This window comes from Proteus sp. HMSC14B05 (genome assembly GCF_001808035.1).
GTDB classification, from domain to species: Bacteria; Pseudomonadota; Gammaproteobacteria; order Enterobacterales; family Enterobacteriaceae; genus Proteus; species Proteus mirabilis.
In genome coordinates, this window is sequence record NZ_KV791984.1 from 93,506 (window position 1) to 108,385 (window position 14,880).

Genomic DNA, 14,880 nt, shown 5'->3' on the forward strand with positions numbered 1-14,880 from the left:
AACCTATTTTTGCCAAACAATTTGTGTTACCTGCCAATTTGCTAATGTTTCATCGGGTGGCATTAGACCATCAGGGCCATCCCATTGCCCAGCAAAAACATAGCTCACTGATTTTGCTTGTTCTGATTGGCATTGAATGGTTTTTTGTTTATCGACTTTCGGCCCGTTACTGCACATACCAAATGCTTTTTTATAAATATCTTTAAATGGTGTACCTATTGTCGTTCCCCACGCTGTTTTCGCATTAGGATCAGATACCGTGATTTTATCTACTGTGCCCTTTTCTTTGCCATAAAAAGCCACTTGTACTTTTTCATCTTCAAGTGCTTGCACAATAACTATAATATTGCCTTGTTGCATTTCCATTCCTTGTCGGTAATGGAAACGGCTACCCAGCTCTTTTTCGATCGCTTGCTCTGTCACTGCCGTTGAAGCGGTGATATTATCTAATCCATTTGCAGAAACCGTTAACGTCTCATTTGAGAACCAATTCATTGGATTAAGTGCAGAAAAAGACATTCCCCCCATGGATGAACAGCCACTTAATAGCAAGACACTTGTGCTTAAGCACAAGGGTAACCAAAATTTAGGCATTATAAATACTCCATTTCACTTTTTCGTTATAAATTCAATTGATGCTAAGGCAACAAGTTTTTACTCGCATAAAACTAAAATAACTGAATACTTCAGACTAGTTACGACCATAACTCAGCCAAGTTTGTTCCCTTAAATCGACAATATCAGATTTTATCCAGTAAATAAGCAAGGTTAAGTTCTTTTTTATCGAGGCAACATCATGATAGGAAAGAAAGTACAAAAAAAGAAAATCCTCTCTATTAACCGATTAAAATTATCTTAACAGTCAATAAAAGAGGATTTAGCGAAGAATTAAAGATCGAAGTCCTGATCGATAATTAGGCGTTTAGTGTAAGCCGTATTCTCTTGATTTTGATCTTCATAGAGAAGCTTTTCAAACATACAAATAGTGGCATCGTTCTCTTCGGGGATCATTAAAGTAATTTGTGGACACCCTTTTGCAATGAGTTTTTTCTCTAGCCGAGAGATTAGTGCATTGGCAATTCCTCTACCGCGAAACTCAGGATGAACGCCCAAATAGTAAAGCGAGCCACGATGACCATCATAGCCTCCCATTACACTACCGACTATTTCGCCAGCAACCTCTGCGATTAAAAAGAGATCGGGGGAGTGGTTAATCTTTCGTTCAATATCAATTTCAGGATCATTTTCTGGTGAGATCAAGTCGCAACGTTCCCAAAGTGTAATGATTGCCTCAAAATCATCTTGACGGAATACACGTATTTCCATTGTTTTGCCTGTTATCTTTCACAAGTTACTAAATTTATTATCCCTTGTTTACTTTATCAATCAACTTCAAAATGAGAGCATAGGTCATATCGCGTTCCATTTTTAATAAATATGATAAAAACTGTAGGTTATTATGAGTTTACCTGATATTCATCGTGTGCAATCATTTTTTTTGTCGTTGCAAGATAGTATTTGCCATGCTATTGAAAATATAGACCAAAAAGCAACCTTTCAGCAAGATAATTGGCAAAGAGAAGCTGGCGGTGGTGGTCGTACTCGAGTGCTCACCCAAGGTGCTATTTTTGAACAAGCGGGTGTTAATTTTTCCCATGTTTATGGAGATGCCTTGCCTGCATCAGCCACGGCTCATCGCCCTGAATTAAGCGGTCGTCGTTTTCAAGCAATGGGCGTTTCATTAGTTATTCACCCTCTTAATCCCTATATTCCTACTTCACATGCAAATGTTCGTTTTTTTATTGCTGAAAAAGAGGGAGAAGCTCCTGTATGGTGGTTTGGTGGAGGCTTTGACTTAACGCCTTATTATGGATTTGAAGAAGATGTTATCCATTGGCATAAAGTGGCTAAATCTGTGTGTGATCCCTTTAGCCAAGATTATTATGCTCGATATAAAAAATGGTGTGATGACTATTTTTATTTAAAACATCGTAACGAACCGCGTGGTGTTGGTGGTCTATTTTTTGATGACTTAAATACTCCTGATTTCGATCACTGTTTTGAATTTGTACAACGTGTCGGGCAGGGTTATCTGGATGCCTACTTGCCGATTGTCGAAAAACGCAAATCTATACCCTGGGGAGAGCGTGAACGTCAATTCCAACTTTATCGCCGTGGCCGTTATGTCGAGTTTAATTTGGTTTGGGATAGAGGCACGCTATTTGGTTTACAAAGTGGCGGACGTACTGAATCCATTTTAATGTCAATGCCACCATTAGTTCGCTTTGCATATGATTATCGCCCTGAACCTAATACTCCCGAAGCTAAGCTGTATACTGATTTTTTAATTCACAAAGAGTGGGTATAGCAGTTACTGATGTATTAAAACTAAAGCCATTTATTATAATTGGCTTTAGTTTGGTAAAAATTACTGCTTTATTAATTAGTCATTAAATAAAAAGGCGAGTAATCCAGTCACTTTATTTTTATTTTCCCACCCCTCTCCTCTCATACAAATATCAAAATACTGTTTACGCTCTGATTCATTGGCATCATAACGAGAATAGGAATGATAATTTGAATTAGGAATAGTAACTTCTTTACCATCTATTGTTATCGTTGAAGAAGAAGGATAGCTATAATTTGGCGTTGAACTCAAATAATGCTCAGGGTAGCGTTGTTTTGCTTCTTGCATGCATAGATTTTTAGCGATATCTAAAGGTGTGGGATTTTTCATATTTACTTGCCATTTTTCTGGTGTGGCACAGCCAGAAAGTAAAAAAATAGCAAAGCCCATAGTTATTTTTTTCAAAGTAAAAAACTCATTAATACGAATAGTAATCAGTTACAATTTAACTGTTTTTTGAAAAAAATACTTAATTTTTGCTTAAATTGTTTCGGTTTCTTTTATGAAAGTATGAAAAGTTCATCAATAATCAATAAAAAAACTGAGTCCGGTGAAACGAACTCAGTTTTTATTCTACCTTTAACTGACTATTTAATTTATTTTGATTTCTTTAAATGAGCCATTAAACGCTTACGTTTACGTATTTGCGAAGCTGTTAATTTATTTTTCTTATCCGCATAAGGGTTTTCCCCTTCTTTAAATTGAATACGGATAGGAGTTCCCATCACTTGTAGTGTGCGACGGAAATAATTCATTAAATAGCGTTTATAGCTATCAGGTAAATCAGACACTTGGTTACCATGAATAACCACGACAGGTGGGTTATATCCCCCAGCATGGGCATATTTCATTTTTACACGGCGTCCACGAATAAGAGGGGGTTGGTGATCATCCTCTGCCATCTTCATTATGCGCGTCAACATTGATGTACCAACACGACGTGTCGCGCAAGTATAGGCTTCTTGAATCGACTCAAACAGATTACCAACGCCACTACCATGTAATGCCGAGATAAAATGAACGCGGGCAAAATCAACAAAACCTAATTTGAGATCAAGCATATCTTTAACTTGTTCGCGATCTTCTTGGGTCATACCATCCCATTTATTGACAGCAATAACTAAAGAGCGTCCAGAATTAAGAATATAACCTAATAAAGAGAGATCTTGATCTGAAATCCCCTCACGAGCATCAATAACAAGTAGTGCAACATTACAATCTTCAATCGCTTGTAATGTTTTGATCACTGAGAATTTTTCTACCGTTTCTTTTACTTTTCCGCGTTTACGAACGCCAGCGGTATCAATAAGGATATACTCCTTACCATCACGCTCCATCGGTATGTAAATACTATCACGGGTAGTGCCTGGCATATCGTAAACTACAACACGCTCTTCACCTAACATACGGTTAGTCAGAGTTGATTTACCTACATTAGGGCGGCCTACAATAGCTAATTTAACAGGAAGTGTTGTCGGATCGAAATCATCCTCTTCTTCCTCTTCTTCTTGCTCTTTCTGCTCTGCTTCTAAAGCAGCCCAATAAGCGGCATTCTCTTCTTCTTCTGTTAATTCTTTCTCTTCTTCGACGACTTTACCCACAATAGGTAACAACGCTTGCTCAATCAGTTGAGAAACACCACGACCATGTGAGGCAGCAATAGGGAATATTTCCCCTAATCCTAAAGAGTAGAAATCAGCCAAGGCGGTATCAATATCGATACCATCTGTTTTATTCGCCACTAAATAGGTTTTTTTCTCAACGCCACGCAAGTGTTTAGCAATACCTTGGTCGGCTGGCATTAATCCTGCTCGCGCATCGACTAAAAATAGCACAATATCGGCTTCTTGAATGGCTTGCAGTGATTGTGATGCCATATGGGTTTCTACACCCTCTTCTGCACCATCAATACCACCAGTATCAATGATAATAAACTCTTCACCGTCTAATTCTGCACGACCATATTTACGGTCACGGGTAAGTCCAGGAAAATCCGCAACTAATGCGTCTCTTGTGCGTGTTAGTCGGTTAAATAATGTGGATTTTCCCACATTAGGGCGCCCTACTAAGGCAATAACGGGTATCATTTTTTGATGCCTCATAAAAATACAATCATAAATCTGATGGTATTTTACATGTAAATACTAAAAAGACGAAACGGCTCCTTTAAAGGAGCCGTAAAATAATTATATTTGTCAGTGCTTAATTACCGACGATATAGATAAAGTTTACCGTCACGTGCTTGGATCATCAGTTTATCTTGAACAGCCTGTGGACGGCTTAATAAACCTGAGCTATTTACTTTATTTTGAGCAATAAATTTGCCTGTACTGGTATCAATCCAATGGAGATAGCCTTCTGCATCTCCCACCACTAAATAACCATCAACGATAGCCGGGGCGGTTAAATTACGGTGCAGTAGATCTTCTTGTGTCCATAATGTCACACCATCAGATTTGCGCACAGCTAAAACTCGGCCATTTTGGTCAACAAGGTATAGATTGTCACCCAAAAGTACCATGTCATTAACTGAACCTAAATCACGTTTCCAGATGATCTGTCCTGAACGCATATCTAGACTGACTAAATTACCGTTGTAAGCCATGGCATAAACAGTATTTTCATCAATAATTGGCGTAATATCGACATCATTTAAGCGGCTGATCTCAGTAGAACCTTTCACTTGTGAAATATTTTGCTGCCAAACTAATTGCCCTTGAGATAACACCACCGCACTAACACGGCCATTATCAGCGCCCACAATCGCTGCACCATAAGCAACAGCTGGTGCTGATTCACCACGTACGGATAATGATGGTGTATCTAAGTTGACAGTCCATGATACTTCACCTGTCAGCAAATCAAGCCCTTGCAACATACCGTTACTGGTATGAATAAGCACTAAACCATCACTAACAACAGGTTTGGAAATCGCTTCTCCGGCAACATCTGTCTCCCAATCAATAGAGCCATCATCTGTATTTAAAGCATACACTTTTGCTTTTTCTGTGCCGACAAAAACACGAGTACCAGAGACGGTTAAACCACCGGAAAGTAATGCTGATTCATTAGAGGAGAAGAAACCTTTTTTAGTTGAGAGATCTTGAGACCAAATCTCTTTACCCGTTTCTAATTCTAATGCTTTAACTACCCCATGGCGATCAGCGACATACACAACTGAACCATCCCATGCTGGTGACAAGTGGGAATAGTATTTTCCAATACCATTGCCAACCGATTTGTCCCATACCACATAAGGGGTAAATTGGCTCTGCACCTCAGGCAATGGAGACATTGTCACATTATCCTGCTCACTAGAACACCCAGCTAATAATGCTGATGCTAGTAGACCGATCAGGAGAGTTTTACGCAGTTGCATGTCTGAAGATCCCTTTAATTGGATAAATTATTGAGTTTAAGTTCAACCAATGAACGAATAGCGCCTGCATTTTCATCATTCAATGCATTACGATAAGCGGCGGCTGCACCTGCGTTATCGCCTTTTTTCGCTAATACATCACCACGGATATAATTTTTCATTCCATCCCATGCTTTACTTTTCACTTGCTCTAATGAAATTAACGCAGCATCAGTTTTATCTAATGCCAGTTGCACACGTGCTAAGCGAAGGTTAAGCATATCTGCAAATGCTTCATTCTTTACCATAGATATTGCTTTAGTAAGGTGTGTTTCACCTTTGGCTAAATCGTTGGCATCAATCGCTAATTGAGCTAACTCTAAAGAGGCTAAAGCACCATAAATATCGTTAGTTTCAGAAACAAATTTTTCGGCTAATGCGATATTTTCAGGCGTTGGTTTAGTTAATGCTTCATTTATTGTTGCAAATTCACCCGCACTCTCTTGTAGACGGTTGGCTTGATGTGATTGCCAATATTTCCAACCCCAAATTCCACCCACGCCAATGACAATAGCGAGAATGATCGTTAAACCATAATTTTTTAAAAACTGTTTAATTGCATCAACTTGTTCGTTTTCGGTGCTATAAACTTCCACAAGTCTCTCCTTAACCTAATAACAGCGTCAATTGTTGGGCCAGTTCGCTACGCGATACAATGGTCTGTTCACCTGAACGTAAATCTTTCACGGCTACTGTGCCAGCGTTAATTTCATCTTCACCTAAAATTAACGCGATTTTAGCACCATGTTTATCAGCACGTCCTAATTGCTTTTTAAAATTGCCTTTACCGTGATTGGTCATTAAGCGCAATGTAGGTAATTGATCACGGATTTCTTCTGCCAGCATTAATGCTGCACTTTGGCTATTATCACCAAAAGACGCAAGGTAAACATCAGCGACATGAGTATCAGCAACAAACTCAGGATTAACCGCTTGAACTAATAAGATCATGCGCTCCATCCCCATGGCAAAACCGACCGCAGGCGTTGGGTGTCCACCTAATTGTTTCACTAACCCATCATAGCGACCACCCGCACATACCGTTCCTTGTGAACCTAATGCACTGGTTACCCATTCGAAAACAGTACGGTTATAATAATCTAAGCCTCGGACTAAACGCTGATTAACACGATAAGTAATACCTACAGCATCAAGTAATGCACATAAACCATCAAAGTGTTCTCTTGATTCGTCATCAAGATAATCGAAAAGTTCAGGCGCATCATTCAATAAAGTCTGAATTTCAGGATTTTTAGAGTCTAAAACACGTAATGGGTTAGAATACATACGACGTTTGCAATCTTCATCTAATTGATCAACGTGTTGCTCTAAAAATGCGACTAATGCTTCACGGTATTTTGCCCGCGCTTCGAGTGAACCAATAGAGTTCAGTTCTAAAGTCACGTGCTCTGCAATACCTAAAGCCTTCCACCAGCGTGCCGTTAACATAATCAGTTCAGCATCAATATCAGGCCCTTGTAGGCCAAATACTTCTGCACCTAATTGGTGAAATTGGCGATAACGACCTTTTTGAGGGCGTTCATAACGGAACATTGGCCCTAAATACCATAAGCGTTGCTCTTGGTTATAAAGTAAACCATGTTCAATTCCTGCGCGGACACAACCTGCGGTATTTTCAGGACGTAAGGTTAAGCTTTGTGCGTCTTCACCTCGATCGGTAAAAGTATACATTTCTTTTTCAACAACATCGGTCACTTCACCAATTGCTCGCTGAAATAGAGGGGTATGCTCTACGATAGGTGTTCTAATTTCACTAAAACCATAACCGGCTAAAATTTGTTTTAGCGTATTTTCGATTTTCTGCCATACCCGCGTATCAGCAGGTAGGTAGTCATTCATACCACGAATGGCTTGGATTTTTTGTGCCACTTTTTTTCTCTAATAGTTATTAATTGATCAATAAACTGATTATAGAAGCGAAAACAATCAGTATTCAATGTGAAATCAATAGTAATACAGGCTCATTAGTTAATGAGCCTGTTAATTGCGTGTTATTTATCCAATTGATTTATATTAATTCGGAGGTTGCCGTCAAGCATTGCCGCTTTTGTACGGATTTTCGCCTCTAATAAATCAATCATATTACTATTATCAAGACGCTCTTTTTGTCTTACACCGTCTTCATAAAAACCACTGCGTGTTTTAGCCCCTGTTACGCCTAGTGTAGAAACTTCGGCTTCACCAGGACCATTAACCACACAGCCAATAATAGAAACATCCATTGGTGTAATGATATCTTCAAGACGTTGTTCTAATTCATTAACTGTACCAATAACATCAAACTCTTGACGAGAGCATGTTGGACAAGCAATAAAATTGATACCACGAGAGCGAATACGTAATGATTTTAAGATATCAAAGCCAACTTTTACTTCTTCAACCGGATCTGCGGCTAAAGAGATACGTAAAGTATCACCAATACCTTCTGATAGAAGGATCCCAAGGCCAATAGCTGATTTCACTGATCCGGCTCTTGCACCACCAGCTTCGGTGATCCCTAAATGTAAAGGCTGATCAATTTTCTTCGCTAATAAACGATAAGAATCAACAGCAAGGAAAACGTCAGAAGCTTTTACACTGACTTTAAACTGATCAAAGTTCAATTTATCTAAGATATCAACGTGGCGCATAGCCGATTCAACTAGCGCTTCAGGGGTTGGCTCACCATACTTTTCTTGAATATCTTTCTCTAGTGACCCCCCATTCACACCAATACGAATGGGAATATTACGATCCCGGGCACAATCGACAACTTGACGAATACGCTCTTCATTACCAATATTACCAGGATTAATACGTAAACAATCGACACCATATTCAGCAACTTTAAGTGCAATACGATAATCAAAATGAATATCAGCGACCAAAGGTACTTTCACTTGTTGCTTAATTAGTTTGAATGCTTCAGCCGCATCCATAGTTGGTACAGAAACACGTACAATATCCACCCCAACACGTTCCAGAGACTTAATCTGGTTTACAGTCGCTTCAACGTCTGTTGTTCGTGTGTTCGTCATCGACTGTACCGCGATAGGTGCCCCATCGCCAATAGGTACATTACCAACATAAATTCGCGTCGATTTACGACGAATAATAGGTGATTCTTTATGCATTGATTAATTCTCCCATGCTTCCATGCTTGCTCAAATGTATAGTCAGATTAAGCGCTCGGTACTGTTATTTTTGCTATTTTTCCAGTAAAACGGCTTAAGTCAACAGCTTCACCATTAAACTGTAAACGAGTAACAGAAGGTGCGCCTATTTTTAGTTTATAAGGTTGCTCACCATTAAATTCCAAACGGTCACCGGCTTTCTTAATACCATTAAATAAAACTTTATTTTGAGCATTACGAATTTCTAACCAGCATTCACCATCAAACATCAAGACCAGTTGATTTTCCACAATTGGTGCGGGTGTTGAATTGCCTTCAGCAGAATCAGCACGAGAAGTCGTTGATGTGGTTAATGGTGACACCGGTAATGGAACTGTTTTAACTTCTGCCTCAGGTGTGGCATCTGTTACTGATGGCTCGGCAACCTTATTAGCCTGATTATCTACTAATGGAGAAGCAGGCACTTGTACATTTTCACCCTCAGATGATGGGCTATTATTATCTAAGGTTGATAAAGGAGATTCTATCGTATTGGTGTTTTCTTGCGGACTATTTTGTCCTATGTCTTGCGAAGCCATAGAGACTAATTCTTGTTGATCGGCTTGATGACCCTGCCACCACCATAAACCGACTAAAGCTATCATTGCTATTACAATAACCCAAGTCAATTTCATCAACCAGCCTTCACGCTTTTTATGACGCTTACCCAATGAGTAATTTTGTGTTGTTGTGACTTTGACTTGTTTTATTGGGGCTTGTTGATCAATTAGACCTAGAATTGCGCTTTCAGGAACACCGACAAGTTTTGCATAAGAGCGCATATAACCACGTAAAAATGTCGGTGCAATACCAGAAGAGATAGTATCAGCTTCAATTTCACATACTGTTGTTAACTTCAAACAAAGTCGATCAGCAACAGTCTGCTGAGTTAGCCCCGCTTTTTCACGTGCCTGACGTAAAAGTTGACCCGCTGTTAATTTCACTTCTTCGGTTTTGTTTTCAGTATTCATTAGCAATCTAGGCACTGTGGCTATTGGATGTTTAACATTGATGAACACGAGAAAATACAGTTTTTAACGTCCTCATCGCGAATTTGGTGATTTTTGGTATTCAGCATGCTGACAAACCAAATAATCTGACGGTATATCCTCAATTAACACATTATTGTTGTTTAATAAATTTTGTTCACAAAGGAAATTACCATAAAACCTTAATACATTAACATTTACTGGCTTCGACTTCATCGCTAATTTGTAATAATCTAGCGCCTGAATAGGATTTCCCAATAACTGGGATGTTAATGCCATTCCTAAATTTGCTTCAGGATGCTCAGGCATCACTGACAGCACTTTTTGAAAATGATATTGGGCTATCTGATATTGTTGCTCAGCCAGATAAGCTTCCCCTAATTGAAGACGAAGAGGCACTGCAACATGTTTTTTATTTGCTGTTGATTGGCAGCCTATTGTCAATAACACCAAGCAGATAGCAACAACCTTTGATGACATCCTTATCATCGTTATCTTCCTTAAATTAATTCATTCTTGCAACTCTCTACTTTGTTTTAAAACCACAGCACAAAGCGAGAGTTATCCACCTCTATCAGACTGCTTTTACTGAAATTGGTTCACCTTGCAGACGTTTTTTCAGAGTACGCTTAGTTCGGTCAATCACATCACCAGCAAGTTGACCACAGGCAGCGTCAATATCATCACCACGAGTTTTACGTACAATAGTGGTGAAACCATATTCCATTAACACTTTAGAGAAACGATCAATGCGACTATTAGAACTGCGTCCATAAGGTGCGCCTGGGAACGGGTTCCATGGAATTAAGTTGATTTTACAAGGTGTATCTTTTAAGCACTCTGCTAATTGATGTGCTTGTTCAGTGCTGTCATTAATATGATCAAGCATGACATACTCAACAGTAACTCGACCTTGGTTTGCATTAGATTTAGCAATATAACGACGCACGCCATCAAGAAACATTTCAATATTATATTTCTTGTTAATAGGAACAATTTCATCACGAATATCATCTGTTGGTGCATGTAATGAAATCGCTAAAGCAACATCAACCGCATCAGCTAATTTATCTAATGCAGGTACGACACCGGATGTAGACACGGTGACTCGACGTTTAGATAAACCAAAGCCAAAGTCATCCATCATAATTTCAAGAGCAGGAATAACATTGTTAAGGTTAAGTAATGGTTCACCCATTCCCATCATAACAACATTAGTGATTGGACGACGGCCTGTCTCTTTTAAAGCACCAATAATTTTAGCAGCACGCCACACTTGGCCGATAATTTCAGAAACTTTAAGGTTACGGTTAAAACCTTGTTGTGCCGTTGAACAGAATTTACACTCTAACGCGCAACCCACTTGTGATGAAACACATAACGTCGCACGATCATCTTCAGGAATATAGACTGTTTCAACTTGTTGAGAGCCTACTTTAATCGCCCACTTAATAGTGCCATCCGCAGAGCGTTGTTCTTCAGACACTTCAGGTGCCTTGATTTCGGCAATCTCTTTTAACTTCGCACGCAGCACTTTGTTGATATCTGTCATCTGATCAAAATCATCATAGCAATAATGGTATATCCATTTCATGATTTGATCAGCGCGGAAAGGCTTTTCGCCCATAGAGACAAAAAGCTCACGCATCTGTTTACGATTTAAATCTAACAGATTGATTTTTGTTTTTTGATTCACAGTATTTTCTTTAGAAACAGCGACAGAAGCGCTTGGCGCTGGAGTGGTAGATTGGGTCATGACATTGCCTCGTTGTTACACTATGCGGCCTACGTTAATAAAATCTATTAACGGGATACTTATTAATTAATAAAAAGACGCCCCATTAAAGATTAACAGGGCGTCGCATTGTACATTTTTTCGTATACAGATGCTAATAAATTAGCGTGGGCAAATTTCGTTTTCAGTAAAGAAATAAGCAATTTCACGCGCAGCTGAAGCTTCTGAATCTGAACCATGCACTGCATTTTCTGTAAAGCTATCCGCGTAATCAGCACGTAAAGTACCCGCTAAAGCGTTATCAGGATTAGTTGCACCCATTAAGTCACGATGACGTTGGATAGCATTTTCGCCTTCTAATACTTGTACCATGATAGGGCCAGAAGTCATAAACTCAACTAAACCATCAAAGAAAGGACGGCCTTTATGCTCTTCATAAAAACCTTCTGCTTGTTCACGAGTTAAATGCAACATTTTTGCTGCTACGATGCTGAAACCCGCACTTTCAAAGCGGTTATAGATTGCACCAATAACATTTTTTTTCACTGCGTTTGGTTTGATAATAGAAAAAGTGCGCTGAATAGCCATGTATTACCTCAAAATATTGTATTAATAACAACTTATGTTGCCTGTTTTTATCGCAGATCATGGAAAAACAGCTCAAAACCGTATCCCCTGCAAAAATAAGGGATTGATTATAGGGGGATAACAATAAATTGCACAGATGAAATCCCGCTTTTTTTTAAAAAACTGTGGCAAAAAAGTTATAATTTATCGATTTAATCACATTTTTTGCCTTCATTTGATTAAACTCTGCACTTATTTAACGAAAACTGAAATTCACCATATCCGTTTGACCGCTAAGATCAAGCACCGAAAGTTGGTATTTGCCACGTTTTTCTAATAAATAAGAGAACGTTGCCCCATTTTCAGTTTTACCGATTTGTTCACCATTTAAAAACCACCACTGCATACCACTTCCCCCTTGTGTAGAAACCGTTATTTCAAGCTGAGTTTCACCAGGCAATGGACGCAATAAATCCCCTTTTCTTATCCCAGAGATATACAAGGGGATCATATCTTCTTTAATCGGTGGACATGTTAATGAAATTGGTGGTAATCGTTTTGCTCTACGCTCTTTTTCAGGCAACCATGCATCTAATGCTATCGGCCATAAAGCAATATCCTTTAATTGAGCACCAGGACAATTAGGCCCTGTACGTTTTCCTTCTTTATCTATCCATACTTTTTCATTGATGCCTAAAATGCCCTCTTGGCTTTCATTCAATAGTGTTGGGGGAATAGTATTATCAAGGATCCAGCTTCGTCGGCTGACTCGACAGTTACTATCTTCTTTAGGCAAAGCTTTTCCCGTTGGCCAACAAATAGCTGCGGCTGAGACACTATTTGGCCTAGGATCAACAGGAGGCCGCTGTTTATTTTGATAAAAATAACTCGTCAATAAATTATTAACTTGATTCATTATCGGTACAGCAGTTGCAAATCCAAACTGCCCCGCAACAGGTGTGCCATCAGGTCTCCCCACCCAAACACCAATGGTATAACGCGCATTAACGCCTATCGACCATGCATCACGATAACCATAACTTGTTCCTGTTTTCCAAGCCAAAGGAACAACCGCTGAAATAGCACTATCAGGACGAGGCCGTGCCTCTCCCGCTAAAATTCGCCGAATGATCCACGCAGCACCGGGTGACATTAACATACGTTCATTGATGGTTTGCTCTGGCGTAAAACGTAACGGCGCTGTTTTTCCATGCCTTGCAAGCGCACTAAAAGTCGCCACTAATTGATCCATTCGTGTTGCTGTTCCTCCTAAAATAAGCGCTAAATTAGGTTCAGAGCCATAAGGAAAACGCATTTCAAGGTGATTATGTCGCAACTTAGCTGCAAATTTTTTTGCGCCATAAGCTTCTATTAATTGAACGGCAGGTAAATTTAATGAACGACTAAGGGCTTCACTGGCACTCACGGCACCGTTAAATCCAGTATCAAAATTACCAGGACGGTAATCTTCAAAACGGCGTGGAACATCTTGTAATAGTGATTCTGCATGGATCAATCCTTCATCCAAAGCAAGACCATAAATAAAAGGCTTTAAAGTTGATCCCGGTGAACGCCATGCACTTATCATATCAACATGCCCAAAGCGTTGATTATCATTAAAGTCTGCCGATCCAACATAGCCTTTAACACTCATATCCGTGTGATCGACCACAAGTATTGCCAGAGAAGTTTTATCGGCTAGCTGATATTTCCACTGTTTGGCTAGCTCTTCTAGTTGTCGTTGAAGATTAATATCAATCGTGGTTGTGATCACCGGCGCTTTTTGCTCGTTATACATACGCCGAGCCAATAATGGCGCGAGTTGTGGCGTTTGTCTTGGTGCAAGTAGCACTTGCTCTTGCTTTATTTCAGCCACTTTCTCTTTGGGCCAAATTTGATATTCCGCTAATCTATCTAATACTTTATCCCGTGCAGCTTGAGCACGCTCTGGATACCGGTCTGGCCTTAAACGACTGGGGGCTTGAGGTAATACCGCCATTAATGTTGCTTCACCTGCTGATAAATCAGCGGGAGATTTACCTAAATAGGCCCAACTTGCAGCGCCAATCCCTTCTAAAGTGCCACCAAAAGGTGCACGGTTAAGATAAATTTCTAAAATCTCATCTTTTGAGTAATACCATTCGAGCTGTAATGTCCGCCATAATTGTTTTAATTTTCCCCCTAAAGTCCGTGAGTGGGGGTCAATCAAACGTGCAACTTGCATTGAAAGCGTACTGCCTCCAGAAACAATTTTTCCCGAGCTTAAGTCTTGCCATGCGGCACGTAAAATAGCTATAGGGTTAACACCGGGGTGCTGATAAAACCAGCGATCTTCATAAGCTATCAACGCCTGCAAATATTCAGGGGAAACATCAGAAAGGGTAACGTGATAACGCCATATTCCTTCTTTATCAGCAAAACGCCAAAGTGGTGTTCCATCTTCAGCCGTTACTATGGTGGCGATTTGAGGCTCGGGATCTGGCAGTGGCCAGATCTTATCTGCTATCCATAGCAATAATGGTGTTACTAATAGAAAAATAACGCTCGCGGCGATTAACCGCTTATATCCTAGTTTCATTCAATCACTCAAA

14 protein-coding genes are annotated in these 14,880 nt (G+C 39.7%); 1 reads left to right on the forward strand and 13 read right to left on the reverse strand.

What is annotated here, in order from left to right; all coding sequences use genetic code 11:
• Window positions 1-3 precede the first annotated feature (3 nt).
• Window positions 4-594, reverse strand: a complete 591-nt coding sequence (locus tag HMPREF3129_RS07380; protein ID WP_036918706.1) for an RpoE-regulated lipoprotein — start codon at window positions 592-594, stop codon at window positions 4-6.
• A gap of 294 nt (window positions 595-888) precedes the next feature.
• Window positions 889-1,326 (reverse strand): GNAT family acetyltransferase, encoded by a 438-nt coding sequence (locus HMPREF3129_RS07385; RefSeq protein WP_004243811.1) that lies wholly within the window; start codon window positions 1,324-1,326, stop codon window positions 889-891.
• A 133-nt stretch (window positions 1,327-1,459) separates the two neighbouring features.
• Here HMPREF3129_RS07385 and hemF point away from each other — a divergent pair, with 133 nt between their 5' ends.
• Window positions 1,460-2,368 carry an oxygen-dependent coproporphyrinogen oxidase gene (gene hemF / locus HMPREF3129_RS07390; RefSeq protein ID WP_017827100.1) on the forward strand — a complete coding sequence of 303 codons (909 nt, stop codon included), beginning with the start codon at window positions 1,460-1,462 and terminating at the stop codon, window positions 2,366-2,368.
• 75 nt (window positions 2,369-2,443) lie between these two features.
• Here hemF and HMPREF3129_RS07395 read toward each other — a convergent pair whose 3' ends face one another.
• The 11 genes from HMPREF3129_RS07395 to pbpC all read right to left on the reverse strand — a co-directional run bounded on the left by HMPREF3129_RS07395 (window position 2,444) and on the right by pbpC (window position 14,867).
• The gene (locus HMPREF3129_RS07395) at window positions 2,444-2,812 is read right to left on the reverse strand and encodes a hypothetical protein (RefSeq protein ID WP_223302934.1); all 369 of its coding nucleotides are present in this window, start codon (window positions 2,810-2,812) and stop codon (window positions 2,444-2,446) included.
• A 191-nt stretch (window positions 2,813-3,003) separates the two neighbouring features.
• Window positions 3,004-4,494 (reverse strand): ribosome biogenesis GTPase Der, encoded by a 1,491-nt coding sequence (gene der / locus HMPREF3129_RS07400; RefSeq protein WP_004248431.1) that lies wholly within the window; start codon window positions 4,492-4,494, stop codon window positions 3,004-3,006.
• 119 nt (window positions 4,495-4,613) lie between these two features.
• A complete protein-coding gene (bamB, locus tag HMPREF3129_RS07405) occupies window positions 4,614-5,786 on the reverse strand; it encodes an outer membrane protein assembly factor BamB (RefSeq protein WP_036918709.1) in 1,173 nt (390 codons plus the stop codon).
• A 14-nt stretch (window positions 5,787-5,800) separates the two neighbouring features.
• A complete protein-coding gene (locus HMPREF3129_RS07410) occupies window positions 5,801-6,421 on the reverse strand; it encodes a YfgM family protein (protein WP_004243818.1) in 621 nt (206 codons plus the stop codon).
• A 10-nt stretch (window positions 6,422-6,431) separates the two neighbouring features.
• The gene (gene hisS / locus HMPREF3129_RS07415; protein WP_004243819.1) at window positions 6,432-7,715 is read right to left on the reverse strand and encodes a histidine--tRNA ligase; all 1,284 of its coding nucleotides are present in this window, start codon (window positions 7,713-7,715) and stop codon (window positions 6,432-6,434) included.
• A 122-nt stretch (window positions 7,716-7,837) separates the two neighbouring features.
• Entirely contained in the window at window positions 7,838-8,959 is a 1,122-nt protein-coding gene (gene ispG, locus HMPREF3129_RS07420) for a flavodoxin-dependent (E)-4-hydroxy-3-methylbut-2-enyl-diphosphate synthase (protein ID WP_004243820.1), read from the reverse strand.
• Between the two features lie 47 nt (window positions 8,960-9,006).
• Window positions 9,007-9,969, reverse strand: a complete 963-nt coding sequence (gene rodZ / locus HMPREF3129_RS07425; protein ID WP_004243822.1) for a cytoskeleton protein RodZ — start codon at window positions 9,967-9,969, stop codon at window positions 9,007-9,009.
• Window positions 9,970-10,041: 72 nt separating this feature from the next.
• Window positions 10,042-10,476, reverse strand: coding sequence for a hypothetical protein (locus tag HMPREF3129_RS07430; protein ID WP_004243824.1), 435 nt, complete (start codon window positions 10,474-10,476; stop codon window positions 10,042-10,044).
• 85 nt (window positions 10,477-10,561) lie between these two features.
• Window positions 10,562-11,743 carry a dual-specificity RNA methyltransferase RlmN gene (locus tag HMPREF3129_RS07435; RefSeq protein ID WP_004243825.1) on the reverse strand — a complete coding sequence of 394 codons (1,182 nt, stop codon included), beginning with the start codon at window positions 11,741-11,743 and terminating at the stop codon, window positions 10,562-10,564.
• 141 nt (window positions 11,744-11,884) lie between these two features.
• Window positions 11,885-12,310: a nucleoside-diphosphate kinase gene (ndk, locus tag HMPREF3129_RS07440; protein ID WP_004243827.1), complete on the reverse strand. Its 426-nt coding sequence runs from the start codon at window positions 12,308-12,310 to the stop codon at window positions 11,885-11,887.
• Window positions 12,311-12,545: 235 nt separating this feature from the next.
• Entirely contained in the window at window positions 12,546-14,867 is a 2,322-nt protein-coding gene (gene pbpC / locus HMPREF3129_RS07445; RefSeq protein ID WP_004250636.1) for a peptidoglycan glycosyltransferase PbpC, read from the reverse strand.
• Window positions 14,868-14,880: the final 13 nt, after the last annotated feature.